The organism is Cryptocyanus atlanticus LEGE 06306 (genome assembly GCF_056633155.1).
Map to the genome: position 1 here is coordinate 467,261 of NZ_JBSJOZ010000001.1, position 12,219 is coordinate 479,479.

General features: G+C 72.2%; 14 protein-coding genes and 1 tRNA gene. 9 read left to right on the forward strand and 6 right to left on the reverse strand.

Annotation, left to right across the window (positions count from 1 at the left end):
• The 3 genes from ACWJI7_RS02450 to hypE are packed head-to-tail and all read left to right on the forward strand — an operon-like array spanning position 1 to position 2,517.
• On the forward strand, positions 1-219 hold the full coding sequence (locus ACWJI7_RS02450; RefSeq protein ID WP_479935003.1) for a HypC/HybG/HupF family hydrogenase formation chaperone: 219 nt from the start codon (positions 1-3) through the stop codon (positions 217-219).
• Between the two features lie 58 nt (positions 220-277).
• A complete protein-coding gene (hypD, locus tag ACWJI7_RS02455; RefSeq protein ID WP_479935004.1) occupies positions 278-1,429 on the forward strand; it encodes a hydrogenase formation protein HypD in 1,152 nt (383 codons plus the stop codon).
• Positions 1,429-2,517, forward strand: coding sequence for a hydrogenase expression/formation protein HypE (hypE, locus tag ACWJI7_RS02460; RefSeq protein WP_479935006.1), 1,089 nt, complete (start codon positions 1,429-1,431; stop codon positions 2,515-2,517). The genes hypD and hypE overlap by 1 nt, the downstream gene beginning before the upstream one ends.
• Positions 2,518-2,535: 18 nt before the next feature.
• Here the strand turns inward: hypE and ACWJI7_RS02465 are convergent, their stop codons facing one another.
• The 5 genes from ACWJI7_RS02465 to ACWJI7_RS02485 form a co-directional block, all read right to left on the reverse strand.
• Positions 2,536-2,844, reverse strand: a complete 309-nt coding sequence (locus ACWJI7_RS02465) for a hypothetical protein (protein WP_479935008.1) — start codon at positions 2,842-2,844, stop codon at positions 2,536-2,538.
• Between the two features lie 101 nt (positions 2,845-2,945).
• A complete protein-coding gene (locus tag ACWJI7_RS02470; RefSeq protein ID WP_479935009.1) occupies positions 2,946-3,248 on the reverse strand; it encodes a hypothetical protein in 303 nt (100 codons plus the stop codon).
• A gap of 69 nt (positions 3,249-3,317) precedes the next feature.
• Positions 3,318-4,271, reverse strand: a complete 954-nt coding sequence (gene gluQRS / locus ACWJI7_RS02475) for a tRNA glutamyl-Q(34) synthetase GluQRS (protein WP_479935144.1) — start codon at positions 4,269-4,271, stop codon at positions 3,318-3,320.
• An 11-nt stretch (positions 4,272-4,282) separates the two neighbouring features.
• The gene (locus ACWJI7_RS02480) at positions 4,283-4,558 is read right to left on the reverse strand and encodes an HU family DNA-binding protein (protein WP_479935011.1); all 276 of its coding nucleotides are present in this window, start codon (positions 4,556-4,558) and stop codon (positions 4,283-4,285) included.
• 197 nt (positions 4,559-4,755) lie between these two features.
• Positions 4,756-5,475 carry an MBL fold metallo-hydrolase gene (locus ACWJI7_RS02485; RefSeq protein WP_479935013.1) on the reverse strand — a complete coding sequence of 240 codons (720 nt, stop codon included), beginning with the start codon at positions 5,473-5,475 and terminating at the stop codon, positions 4,756-4,758.
• A 68-nt stretch (positions 5,476-5,543) separates the two neighbouring features.
• Between ACWJI7_RS02485 and ACWJI7_RS02490 the strand changes: the two genes are divergently transcribed.
• Positions 5,544-7,649, forward strand: coding sequence for a glycogen debranching protein (locus ACWJI7_RS02490; protein WP_479935015.1), 2,106 nt, complete (start codon positions 5,544-5,546; stop codon positions 7,647-7,649).
• Positions 7,650-7,746: 97 nt separating this feature from the next.
• On the opposite strand, the gene ACWJI7_RS02495 is transcribed toward ACWJI7_RS02490, so the two are convergent.
• Positions 7,747-7,817: transfer RNA gene (locus ACWJI7_RS02495), tRNA-Gly, on the reverse strand.
• Between the two features lie 163 nt (positions 7,818-7,980).
• Here ACWJI7_RS02495 and ACWJI7_RS02500 point away from each other — a divergent pair.
• From ACWJI7_RS02500 to plsY, 5 genes are all read left to right on the forward strand, one after another.
• Positions 7,981-9,375 (forward strand): MFS transporter, encoded by a 1,395-nt coding sequence (locus ACWJI7_RS02500; RefSeq protein ID WP_479935017.1) that lies wholly within the window; start codon positions 7,981-7,983, stop codon positions 9,373-9,375.
• Entirely contained in the window at positions 9,375-10,139 is a 765-nt protein-coding gene (locus ACWJI7_RS02505) for an MlaE family ABC transporter permease (RefSeq protein ID WP_479935019.1), read from the forward strand. Before ACWJI7_RS02500 ends, ACWJI7_RS02505 begins: the two co-directional genes overlap by 1 nt.
• A gap of 71 nt (positions 10,140-10,210) precedes the next feature.
• Entirely contained in the window at positions 10,211-10,633 is a 423-nt protein-coding gene (locus tag ACWJI7_RS02510; RefSeq protein ID WP_479935021.1) for a DUF3119 family protein, read from the forward strand.
• Positions 10,630-11,580: a DUF3086 domain-containing protein gene (locus ACWJI7_RS02515; RefSeq protein WP_479935023.1), complete on the forward strand. Its 951-nt coding sequence runs from the start codon at positions 10,630-10,632 to the stop codon at positions 11,578-11,580. The genes ACWJI7_RS02510 and ACWJI7_RS02515 overlap by 4 nt, the downstream gene beginning before the upstream one ends.
• Positions 11,577-12,218 (forward strand): glycerol-3-phosphate 1-O-acyltransferase PlsY, encoded by a 642-nt coding sequence (gene plsY, locus ACWJI7_RS02520; RefSeq protein WP_479935025.1) that lies wholly within the window; start codon positions 11,577-11,579, stop codon positions 12,216-12,218. The genes ACWJI7_RS02515 and plsY overlap by 4 nt, the downstream gene beginning before the upstream one ends.
• Position 12,219 lies beyond the last annotated feature (1 nt).

Sequence of the window (12,219 nt, forward strand, 5' to 3'; positions counted from 1 at the left end):
ATGTGTCTGGCCGTGCCGGGCGAACTGATCCGCATCGAGGACCGCCGTCCGGCGGACCTCGGCGGCCCCGACGACGCCAGCCTCTGGAGGATGGGGGTCGTGGAGTTTTCCGGCGTGCGGCGGGAGGTGAGCCTGGCCTGCGTGCCGGACGCCCGCATCGGGGATCGGCTGCTGGTCCACGTGGGGTTCGCCCTCACCATTCTCGAGGAGGAGCCATGAGCCACGCCCGCTTCGAGCCCAGCGCCGATCCGCTCCCGGGCCCGGGAGCGCCGCTGCCGTGAACGGAACGCACCACTTCCGGCAACCGGAGACCGTGCATCGGCTGGCGGCCGAGCTGGGCGCGGCGATGACGCGGCCCTGGACCCTGATGGAGGTCTGCGGCGGGCAGACCCACGCGATCCTGCGCCACGGTCTCGACCAGCTGCTCCCCCCCGGTCTCGAGCTGATCCACGGCCCGGGCTGCCCGGTCTGCGTCACCGCGAGCGAAACCATCGACCGGGCCCTGGAGCTGGCGGCCCGCCCCGGCCTGATCCTCTGCTCCTATGGGGACATGCTGCGGGTGCCGGGCTCCTCCCCCCACACCCTGCTGGAGGCCCGCGCCGCTGGAGCCGACGTGCGGGTGGTGACCGCCCCCACCGATGCCCTGGCGATCGCCCGGGCCGAACCGCGGCGGCCGGTGGTGTTCTTCGCCGTGGGCTTCGAGACCACGGCCCCGGCCACCGCCCTGCTGGCCCACCAGGCCTGGAGCCAGCGCTGCCGGAACCTGAGCCTGCTGGTGTCGCACGTGCGGGTGCCACCGGCCCTGGAGGCGATCCTGGCGGCGCCGCAGGGCCGGGTGCAGGCCTTCCTGGCCGCCGGCCACGTCTGCGCGGTGATGGGAGCGATGGAGTACGAACCGATCGCCGCCCGCCACGGCGTGCCGATCGTGATCACGGGATTCGAACCGGTGGATCTGCTCGACGGCCTGCTGCGCTCCGTCCGGCAGCTGGAGCGGGGCGAGGCCCGTGTCGAGGACGCCTACCCCCGGGCCGGGGCGGCGGGCGGCAACCCGGCGGCCCGGGCCCTGATCGAACGGGTGTTCCAGGTGGCGGATCAGCGCTGGCGCGGGCTGGGGGTGCTGCCCCGGAGCGGCCTGCAGCTGCGGCCCCCCTACGACGTCCTGGCGGCGGAGCGACGCCTGCCGCCCCTGGCCCAGGCAGACGGCGGAGCCTGCCCGGGCGGGGGGCACGCCCCTGGGCCCGGGCGGAGCGAACCCTGCCTCAGCGGCCAGGTTCTGCAGGGGCTTTGCAGCCCGGAGGACTGTCCCTCCTTCGGGGTGGCCTGCACCCCGGAGCGCCCGCTGGGAGCGCCGATGGTGTCGGCGGAGGGGGCCTGCGCGGCCTACTGGCGCTACCGCCGGCGCCCCAGGCCCGCCGGGGCCCGGCCCTGATGGAGCCGTTCGAGAGCGTTCCCTGCCCCCTGCCCCCCGGTGAGGGAGCCACCGTGCAGCTCGGCCACGGTGGCGGCGGCCTGCTCAGCCAGCGCCTGCTCGATCGGCTGCTGCTGCCGGCCTTCGGCCCGGCCGGCGGGGCGCCGCTCGATGCCGCCGTTCTGGCGGAGCCGGCGGCGGAGGCACCTGGAAAGGAGGAAACCGGGCAGGAGGGAACCGGGCGGAACGGCGCGGCGCGGCTGGCCTTCACCACGGACGGCTATGTGGTGCGGCCCCTGATCTTCCCCGGGGGGGACATCGGCCGGCTGGCGGTGTTCGGCACCGTCAACGATCTGGCCATGGTGGGGGCGGTGCCCTTCGCCCTCAGCCTCGGCCTGATCATGGAGGAAGGGCTGGCGATGGGCACCCTGGAGCGGGTGGTGGCCTCGATCCGCCAGGCCGCCTCCCTCTGCGGAGTGCCCGTGGTGACGGGGGACACCAAAGTGGTGGAGCGGGGGAAGGGGGACGGGATCTACATCACCACCAGCGGGGTCGGGCGGATCGGCCCGGGGCCGGCGATCGGCCCGGCGGCGATCCGGGAGGGGGACGCGATCCTGGTGAGCGGAGATCTGGGCCGGCACGGGGTGGCGATCCTGGCGGCGCGGCAGGAGCTGGGCTTCAGCACGGCGCTGGAGAGCGATCTGGCCCCGCTGCAGGCGCCGGTGCAGGCGCTGCTCGCCGCGGGTCTGCGGCCCCACGCCCTGCGGGATCTCACCCGGGGCGGCCTGGCCAGCGCCCTGCACGAACTCAGCCGGGGCGCCGGGCTGGGGATGCGCGTGCGGGAGGCGGCGGTGCCGATCGCCGCGGCGGTGCAGAGCGCCTGCGACCTGCTCGGGCTCGACCCCCTGGCCATGGCCAACGAGGGGCGTTTCGTGCTGATCCTGCCGGAGGCCCAGGCCGCCGACGCCCTGGATCTGCTGCGGAGCTTCCAGCCCAGCGCGGCGATCATCGGGCAGGTGGGGGGCCGTGAGCCGGAACTGGAGAGCGCCTTCGGGGGGCTCCGACCCCTGGAACTCGGGCGCGGTGATCAGCTCCCCCGCATCTGCTAGCCCGGAGCGGACCCGGCCTCAGCCGTCGCCAAAGAAGGGTTCGTCCTCGGCGTAGGGATCGAATTCCTCCCAGCCGGGGCTGGCGGCATCGAACAGGCCGAACCGGGCGGCCTGGTCCTGCAGCAGGGTGTTGCCTTCGGGCTCGGTGTCGCAGGTGACGCCCCCACCGGCGGCGGGCTCGCAATCCTGGAAGCGCACCTGGGCCCGGCCGGCGAGCGGAAGCAGCGGAACCGCCAGCAGCAGCACCGCCACCAGGCCAAATCCGCAGACCGGTGCCGACCTGGGGCGCCGGCTGAGAGGATGGGACGGGTTCTTCCGAGCAGCCATGTACACCGACTGGGGCGCCGTCATCCTGCTGCTGCTCACCGCCATCCCGCTAGGTGTGGTGGTGGCCACGGCCGCGTTCTTCATCTGGCGGCAGAAGAAAGTCATGAGGCGGTGAAGCCCGCCGACAGCCGATCCGGCAGTTCCCCCTGTCCGAGGCATTCCAGGCAGGTCCTGAACCGGTGGCCGCCCAGCCGCAGCACGCCGCTGCCGCCGCAGTGGAAGCAGGTGCGTGTGGCGGCCATCGAGGCCGGAGTGGGCTGAACGGGCGGCAGGGTGAGCACCAAGGGACCGTCGGGGTTCGCCCCTCCCAGGCTGGTGAGCGCCTGCCTGGGCACGGGGCTCCTCGACAGGGTCGGACCCTCCGGCACCGGAGCGGCCGCCGGGATGGGTGTGGATCGGGACATATGACGCTGACAAGTCCGGGCGTTCCATCAGTGTGGGTGGTTAAGGGCCCTTTGATCCCGAAAGCTTCCTTAAGACTGGGCCCGCAGGCACCGCTGCAGACCCTCCAGGCTCAGCTCCTGGGCGAGCTCCTCGGCACTCAGGCGGCTGCCGGCCGGCACCAGGTTCAGGCTGGCCGCCAGCCGACCGATCACCGCGGCGGCGTCGAGCCCCTGCTGCCGCAGCCCAGCCAGACCGGCGCTGCCCTCCCGCTTGGCCAGCCGTTCGCCTCCGGGCTGCCGCCAGAGCGGCACGTGCCAGCCGCGGGGCGGTGTGCCCCCCAGCAGCTGCATCACCGCCACCTGGGGCGCGGTGGAGCGCCACAGATCGGCCCCCCGCACCACCGTGCCGATGCCGAGGGTCAGGTCATCGATGGCGGTGGCCAGGTGATAGGCCAGCACCCCATCCGCCCGGCGCAGCACCACATCACCGACCTCGCTGGCCCCATCGAGGCAGCCGGGCGGTCCGATCTCCTCCTGCCAGCCCAACGGCCCCGGCGGCAGCCGCAGCCGCCAGCTGGGCAGGCGTCCCCGCTGGGGGCCCCACTGGGGCGGGCCCTCGCGGCAGGTGCCTGGATAGAGCGGCCAGCCCCCGTGCGGGGCCGAGACATCGGCCAGCAGGCGCCGGCTGCAGCGGCACGGGTAGAGCAGTCCGGCCCGGCGGAAGGCGGAGAGCACCGTGGCGTAGAGACCGGTGCGCTTGCTCTGGTACCAGACGGGGCCCTCCCAGCGGATGCCCAGCCAGATCAGATCGGCACGGATGGCTTCGAGCGCCCCCGGACGGTTGCGGGGCCTGTCGAGATCATCGATGCGAAGCAGGAGTTCCCCGTTGCTGAGCCGGGCCTGCAGCCAGGCCACCAGGGCGGTGCGCAGGTTGCCCAGGTGCAGAGGGCCGGTGGGGGAAGGGGCAAAACGGCCCCGGGGGCCGGCCGCCCGGATCCGCTCCCCCGCCTCGAGCAGGCGGTGGAGGTGCCGGGGCAGCGCGATCGGCGGAGCGTTCAGCCCTGGACCTGATCCTTGAACAGCTTGCCGGCGGTGAAGGCGGGCACGCGCTTGGCGGGGATGGCGATCTTCTCACCGGTCTTGGGATTGAGACCCTGACGGGCAGACCGCTCGCGGGCCTCGAAGGACCCGAAACCCAGGATCGAGACCTTCTTGCCTTCCACCACGGAGTCGACGATCGTCTGGATCGCGGCATCCACGACCTGGGAGACGTCGGTCTTGGTCAGCTCGGTGCGAGCCGCCACGAGATTGACGAGATCAGCTTTGTTCATCGGAGACGGGAACCTCTGGAAGTGCGGGAGTGTGGCGGAGCGGAGAGAACTCTCCCGCCGGGGCTGGGGCGTTGGAGAACACCCGCCGGACGAGCCGACCGGTGCCGAGCGCGCCAATCGTATGGGGGAAGGGCGACGCGGGCAACCGAAACTGCCCGCTCGGCAACGGTTTTGGCCCGATTCCCGCCATTTTCCCATCAAACCGCCCCGTCCGCCGCCCCCCCCGCCGCCCGTGACGCCCGCTCCAGCACCGACCGCCCCCCGGAGATCAGCGCCTCCCCGCGCAGGGCCCCCAGGGCGGCACCCGAGGCGATCCAGGCCGGGGAGCCTGCCGGCAACCAGCGGCATAACCGCTCCAGGCTGCGGCGCTGCCGCGGCCAGTGGAAGGTGCGGGGGGTGCGCAGCGCCCGCGCCTGGCCGGGAGCGGTGGGCACCAGCAGACGGCCGCAGAAAAGCAGATCGAGCGCCCCAGGGGCATGCACCACGCAGGAGCCGGGGCTGGGCCCCGGCGTCCAGAGCAGGCGCCGGCCGCCGGGAAGCTCCAGCTCCTCGGAGAAGGTGCACAGGGCCGCGACACCCGGCAGCAGATAGGCCTCCTGCTCCTGCAGCAGCACCGGCCAGCCCAGGGCCTCCTGCCAGCGGCGGCAGCGGCCGTGTCCCTCCCGACCGGTGAGGATCAGCAGCCCCTCAGGGCCTGCGGCGCCGGCCGTGGCCAGGAAGGCGCGGTTCGCGACGGTGTCGGCGGGAACGTCGATCAGCAGGGGCGGCCGGTCGGGGAGGGCCAGCAGCCAGGCGGTGCCCCCGGCGCTGTCGCGGCTGGGGGCGAAGGCCCAGAGACCGGGCAGCACCGGCCGCGGCGGCCGGCCCGGCTCAGCGGCCCCCGTTGTCGCGGCACTCCCCCTGTCGTCCTCCGGCATCTGACTGTCCCGTCTGGATTGGGCGCACCATGGCGCCAGTAGCTTGATGCGGCCGGTCAACCGAGCCCGTGTCGTCGATCCAGCTCGGACATCCCTGGCCCCTCGGGGCGGCACCCACCGCCCGGGGCGTCAACTTCTCCGTGGTGGCCCCCAATGCCACCCGGGTGGAGCTGCTGCTCTTCGCCCACGGGGCCGCGCCGGAGCCATTCCGGATCGTGGCCCTCGATCATCGCCACCGCTCCGGTGACCACTGGCATGTGGAACTGGAGGGGATCGGCATCGGCTGCTGTTACGGCTACCGGGTCTACGGCACCCTGCAGCCCGGCAGCCACGGCTTCAACCCCTCCAAGGTGCTGCTCGATCCCTGCGCCCGGGCGATCAGCGGCTGGCAGGTCTATCGCCGCCAGGACGCCGTCGGCGCCATCCCCAACACCGCCAGCTGCCTCAAGGGTGTGGTCACCGAGCGCGACCGCTTCGACTTCGCCGCCGCACCGCGCCCACGGCACAGCTGGGGGCGCACGGTGGTCTACGAGCTCCACCCGGGCGGCTTCAGCCGGGGGGAGGGCTCCCCGGTGGCCCCCGAGCGCCAGGGCAGCCTACTGGGGCTGATCGACACGATCCCCTATCTGCAGAGCCTCGGGGTCACCACCCTGGAACTGCTGCCGGTGATGGCCTTCGATCCCCAGGACGCGCCCCACGGCCGTCAGAATTACTGGGGCTATAGCCCGCTGAGCTGGATGGCGCCCCACCAGGGCTACCTGCTCGGGGACGATCCTCTCCTGGCCCGCGCCCAGGTGCGCCAGTTGGTGACGGCCTGCCACCAGGCGGGGCTGGAGGTGCTCCTCGACGTGGTGCTCAACCACACCAGCGAGGGCAACCAGGACGGCCCCACCCTCAGCTGGCGGGGTCTGGCCGATCGCCTCTACTACCACCAGACCCCCCGCGGCGACTACCTCGACGTGACCGGCTGCGGCAACACCGTGGCCGCCAACCGACCCCTGGTGCGGCGGCTGATGCTGGAGGCGCTGCGCTGCTGGGCCCTGGAGCTGGGGATCGATGGCTTCCGCTTCGATCTGGGCATCGCCCTCAGCCGCGGCGAGGATCTGGCTCCGCTGGACCACCCCCCCCTGTTCGAGGCGATCGAGGCCGATCCCGAACTCAGCGACCTGAAGCTGGTCAGCGAACCCTGGGACTGCGGCGGCCTCTACCGGCTCAGCGATTTCCCGGCCCGGCGGATGGGCACCTGGAACGGCCGCTTCCGGGATGATCTGCGCCGCTTCTGGAAAGGTGACGACAGCTGCAGCTGGGCGATCGCCCAGCGGCTGGCCGGCAGTCCCGATCTCTACGGCGGCCGCCCGCCGGCGGTGGGGCGCAGCATCACCTTCATCACCGCCCACGACGGCTTCACCCTCGCCGATCTGATCAGTTACAACGGCAAGCACAACCTGGCCAACGGCGAGGACAACCGCGACGGCGACAACCACAACAACAGCTGGAACCACGGCCTGGAGGGGCCCAGCACCGATCCGGCCGTCACGGCCCTGCGGGCCCGCCAGGCCCGCAACCTCATCACCACCCTTCTGCTGGCCCCCGGGGTGCCGATGCTGCTGATGGGCGATGAGGTGCGCCGCAGCCAGGGCGGCAACAACAACACCTGGTGCCAGGACAATCCGCTGGGGTGGATGCACTGGCGCCCGGACCGGGGCGACCGGGACCTGTGCCGGTTCGTGGAACGCCTGGTGCGGCTGCGGCGCCGCCTGCACAGTCTGCTCAACCCCGAGATCCCCCCCGCCGAGGCCGCCCCGGCCCGACCGGGCGAGCGGGTCCACCTCTGGCGCGAGTGGCATGGGCTGGAGCTCCGCCAACCCGATTGGAGCAGCTGGTCCCACACCCTGGCCTGGAGCCTGCACGACGCAACCCACGGGCCCCTGCTCTGGTGCGGCATGAACGCCTATTACCAACCGATGCGCTTCGAGCTGCCCGCCGCCCCCGCGGGCTGGGCCCGGGTGATCGACACCGCCCTCCCGCCCGGGGAGGACCTGGCCGAGCCCGCCGTCGGCTGGGAGGACCCCACGGCACCACTGGAGAGCCGCAGCCTGGTGCTGATGCTGGCTCCACAGCTGCTCCAGCGCGACGACGAGGGGGCCGTGCCACCCCCTCCCGTGTTCCGCTGATCCAGGCATAAATTCACCGGCGGATGGACCCGGTGATCGCGGCGGCGGATGCGCGGATCCCTCTGGCGGATCCGGGCAGGATCTCCGGGGAACGGGAAGCGGGCGGCGGGAATCGAACCCGCATCATCAGCTTGGAAGGCTGAGGTTTTACCACTAAACTACGCCCGCATCAGTACATCCATACCACCCTGGCGGCGGATGGGCGTGCTCCCCACGGATGGATTCCGGCCCGGGGCCGGCCCCCGTCCAGGGGTTCCAGCATTATGGCCTGCGTCCTCTCCTGGCCCGCGTGAGCGATCCGATCCAGCCTGCGCCAACCCGTGCCGCTGCCATGCCGGAGGCCCGTCCGGTCACCGATGCGAACGATCTGAGGGGCTGGCCGAGGCTGCGCCTGCTGCTGGGCTACGGGATCGGCGATGCCGGCACCGGCATGGGCGCCTCCCTGATCGGCTTCTACCTCTTCATCTTCTACACCTCCGCCGCCGGGCTGCCGCCCTGGATGGCCGGGCTGGTGCTGATGCTGGCGCGGCTCTGGGATGCCGTGAACGATCCGCTGGTGGGCTGGCTCAGCGACAAGTCCCGCACCAGCGCAGGCCCACGGCTCCCCTGGATCCGCTGGAGCGCCCTGCCGCTCGGACTCTCGATGGCACTGATGTGGTGGCTGCCACCGGGCGGTCCCTGGCACCGCTTCGCCGTCTTTCTGGCCATCTCCGTGGTGGCCAACACGCTCTACACCTGCGTCAATCTGCCCTACGCCTCCCTGGCGGCCGAGCTGACCGGCAACGTGGCCCTGCGCACCCGCCTCAACACGATGCGCTTCACCGGCTCGATCATCGCCACGCTGGTGGGTCTGGTGCTCGGGGGCCTGCTGCTCAGCGACACCTCCGATCCGGCCAGCTACCTGCGGGTGGGCTGGATCTCGGGAGCCCTGATCGCCCTGGCCACCCTGCTCTGCGCCTGGGGGATCAGCCCGGCGGCCCGGCACTGCCAGACACCGGGCACCCAGGCCGGCACCACGCGGCGGCTGCTGCGACGGGTCACCCGCAACGGCCGGTTCATGCGGGTGCTGGGGCTGTACCTGCTGCTCTGGTGCGCCCTGCAGCTGATGCAGACCGCCGCCCTGATCTACCTGCCGGTGGTGATGCGGCTGCCCCAGGGATGGAGCAACTGGATTCTGCTGCCCTTCATCGTGAGCACCCTGGTGGGGCTCTGGCTGTGGAACGACGTGGCCAACCGCTTCGGACGGCTGCGGGCCCTGCAGTGGGGTAGCGGCCTGTGGATCCTCGGCTGCCTGATGGCGATGCTGGTGCCAGCCCTCGAGGCCGGTGTGGCCCCCACCGGCTCCCAGACCAACCTGGTGCGGCTGATCCTGCTGCTCACCGCGATCGTCACGGCGGGCATCGGCGCCTCCACCGCCTACCTGATCCCCTGGGCGCTGCTGCCCGACGCGATCGATGCCGATCCCGAGAAACCGGCTGGTCAATACAGCGCCTGGATGGTGCTGGCGCAGAAGATCTGCATCAGCCTGGCCCTGTTCGTGTTCGGCAACCTGATGAGCCTCAGCGGCTACGTGGCGGCCCGCGGCATCGACCAGCCCGGCACGGCCCTGACGGCCATCCGGCTCTGCATGGGCATCATTCCCGCCGTGCTGATCGCCCTGGGGCTGATCGTGATGCGCCGCTGGCCCGACCGCCGGGCCCACTGCGTCCAGGCGACGGTGTCCTGATGGTGCTGAGCCGCTTCCACCTGCCCCGCTGGCTGACGCGGCTCGGCACCAGCGCCATGATCGGCGGCCAGTCGATCGCCGCCCTCGCCCGGGGCCGTCTCAACCTCAACGACCTGTTCGAGCAGATGCTGGAGGCCGGCCCCGGCAGCTTCCTGATCGTGCTCATCACCGCCCTGGCGGCGGGAACCGTGTTCAACATCCAGGTGGCGGCCGAGCTCACCCGCCAGGGGGCCGGGTTCTCCGTGGGCGGCATCCTGGCCCTGGGCCTGGCCCGGGAGATCGCCCCCCTGCTCACCGCCACCCTGTTGACGGGGAAGGTGGCCACGGCCTACGCCGCCCAGCTGGGCACCATGAAGGTGACCGAGCAGATCGACGCGATCACCATGCTGCGCACCGATCCGGTGCAGTATCTGGTGGTGCCCAGGGTGCTGGCGATGGTGGTGATGGCGCCGGTGCAGTGCCTGCTGTTCTTCGGCGTGGGGGTGTGGTCGGCCCAGGTGAGCAGCGCCTTGCTCTATTCGATCCCCCCGTCGGTGTTCTGGAATTCGGTGCGCACCTGGATGGAGCCCACCGACCTGCCCTCGATGCTGATCAAGGCGGTGGTGTTCGGGCTGCTGATCGCTGTGATCGGCTGCGGCTGGGGACTCACCACTGAGGGAGGGCCGAAGGAGGTCGGCACCAGCACCACCGGTGCGGTCGTGATGATCCTGCTCACGGTCAGCCTGATGGACGTGCTGCTGACCCAGCTGCTCTTCGGCGATTGACGCACCCGTTCGCTGGCCAAGCGGCCGCGGGGCGCAGCAGCATGGGACCCATGACGCCGTTGGAGCCCTCCATGTCCCCGTCCCCCGAGCCGCCGAACGGTGGCCCTGACCCGGCGGCCGGTCCGATCCTCGCCCCCCGGGCCTGGGTGCCGGTCGGGGTGGTGCTGCTGGCGGCGGCCCTGCTGCCCCTGCGCCCGCTCTGGAGCGGCATGCCGGTGGTGGCCGGGGTGGTGGCGCTCTTCGGTCTCTTCCTGCTGGTGCAGACCCTGCTGCTGCGGCTGCAGTTCAGCGGCGATGCGCTGCTGGTCTGGCGCCGCTCCTCCCTGCTGCGGCGCTTCCCCTACGAGGCGTGGCTCAGCTGGACCGTCTTCTGGCCACCCCTGCCGGTGCTGTTCTATTTCCGTGAACGGAGCAGCATCCACGTTCTGCCGGTGCTGTTTGATGCCACGGTTCTTCGCCAGCAGCTGGACCTCCGCCTGAGCGGCCTGCCATGACCGACGCCTCCCCCCAGCCCCCCCCCTCCGGCGATCCTGCCCCGGCCCCCCCGCCCCTGGTGGCGGCCCCGCCGTCGCCTCCGGAGGCCACCGCAGCCGACCTGCTGGCCCTGGCCCTGGTCGACCTGCGCCAGCGCCGGGAGGCGCTGCTCGGGGAGATCGGTGCCCTCGAGAAGCGTCGGGAGCAACTGGAGAGCGAGCTGACCGGCAGCGCCAGCGGACAGGCCGACACGATCGCCCGCCGGCTCAAAGGCTTCCAGGACTACCTGGTGGTGGCGCTGCAGGATCTGGCCAGCCAGGCCGACCAGCTGGATCTGGCGGTGCCCGCCCCGCGGCTGCAACCCTCCCCCCTCGACCCGGCACCTGAGGCCAGCCCCGTGCCCCCGCCTCCGCCAGCGGCGGCGGGCCTGTTCAGCCAGGACGAGGACCTGATCCGCGATCAGCTGCGGCGCTTCCAGGGCCAGCCCGATTTCTACGCCGACCCCTGGAAGCTGCGCCGCAGCCTGGAGGCCGGTGCCGCCGCCGTGCTGGAGGACTGGTTCCTCAACCAGGGGGGACGGGGCGCCCAGGCCAGCACCGGCAGCCGCAATCGCAACGCCCTGCTCACGGCGGGTGCGGTGGCGATCCTGGGCGAGCTCTACGGAGAGCGCTTCCAGACCCTGGTGCTGGCGGGTGAACCCGAGCGGCTGGGGGAATGGCGCCGGGGCCTGCAGGATTGCCTGGGGCTCTCCCGCGAAGACTTCGGCCCCAACAGCGGCATCGTGCTGTTCGAGCGGCCCGATGCCCTGATCGAGCGCGCCGACCGGCTTGAGGAGCGGGGTGAACTGCCCTTCATCGTGATCGACGCGGCGGAGCAGGTGGTGGACATTCCGGTGCTGCAGTTCCCGCTCTGGCTGGCCTTCGCCGCCACACCGGGCGAGCTGGCGGTGGAGGAGGAGCTGACGTGAGTGTCCCCCTGCTGCCTCTGGCCGTGCTGGCGGCGGGCTACCTGCTGGGGTCCATCCCCTGCGGCTGGCTGGCGGGCCGCTGGCTGGCGGGCATCGATCTGCGCGAGCTCGGCTCGGGCTCCACCGGCGCCACCAACGTGCTGCGCCAGCTCGGCAAGGGGCCGGCCCTGGTGGTGTTCCTCGCCGACGTGCTCAAGGGCAGCGCGGCCGTTCTGCTGGCCAAGGCCCTGCTCCAGGGCGACGGCATCAACGCCGGAACCGACGGGTGGGTGGTGGCGGCGGGCCTGGCCGCCCTGGCGGGCCACATCTGGCCGGTGTGGCTGGGCGGCCAGGGGGGCAAGGCGGTGGCCACAGGGCTCGGCATGCTGCTGGGCCTGGTGCCGGCGGTGGGGCTGGCCTGCTTCGGCCTCTTCCTGACCACCCTCAGCCTGAGCCGGATCGTGTCGCTCTCGAGCGTGGTGGCCGCCCTGAGCCTGCCGCTGCTGATGCTCGGCGCCTTCCGGGCGGAGGGGACCGGTCTGCGGCCGGCCTACCTCATCCTGGCCGTGCTCACCTGCGCCCTGGTGCTCTGGCGCCACCGCAGCAACATCGTCCGCCTGCTCGAGGGCAGCGAACCGCGCCTGGGTGGGGGGGCCTGAA

Coding starts and splice junctions, on each gene's coding strand:
- ACWJI7_RS02450 (WP_479935003.1), top strand. CDS start 1: ATGTGTCTGGCCGTGCCGGGCGAACTGATCCGCATCGAGGACCGCCGT.
- hypE (WP_479935006.1), top strand. CDS start 1,429: ATGGAGCCGTTCGAGAGCGTTCCCTGCCCCCTGCCCCCCGGTGAGGGA.
- ACWJI7_RS02465 (WP_479935008.1), bottom strand. CDS start 2,844: ATGGCTGCTCGGAAGAACCCGTCCCATCCTCTCAGCCGGCGCCCCAGG.
- ACWJI7_RS02470 (WP_479935009.1), bottom strand. CDS start 3,248: ATGTCCCGATCCACACCCATCCCGGCGGCCGCTCCGGTGCCGGAGGGT.
- ACWJI7_RS02480 (WP_479935011.1), bottom strand. CDS start 4,558: ATGAACAAAGCTGATCTCGTCAATCTCGTGGCGGCTCGCACCGAGCTG.
- ACWJI7_RS02485 (WP_479935013.1), bottom strand. CDS start 5,475: ATGCCGGAGGACGACAGGGGGAGTGCCGCGACAACGGGGGCCGCTGAG.
- ACWJI7_RS02500 (WP_479935017.1), top strand. CDS start 7,981: ATGCCGGAGGCCCGTCCGGTCACCGATGCGAACGATCTGAGGGGCTGG.
- ACWJI7_RS02505 (WP_479935019.1), top strand. CDS start 9,375: ATGGTGCTGAGCCGCTTCCACCTGCCCCGCTGGCTGACGCGGCTCGGC.
- ACWJI7_RS02510 (WP_479935021.1), top strand. CDS start 10,211: ATGTCCCCGTCCCCCGAGCCGCCGAACGGTGGCCCTGACCCGGCGGCC.
- ACWJI7_RS02515 (WP_479935023.1), top strand. CDS start 10,630: ATGACCGACGCCTCCCCCCAGCCCCCCCCCTCCGGCGATCCTGCCCCG.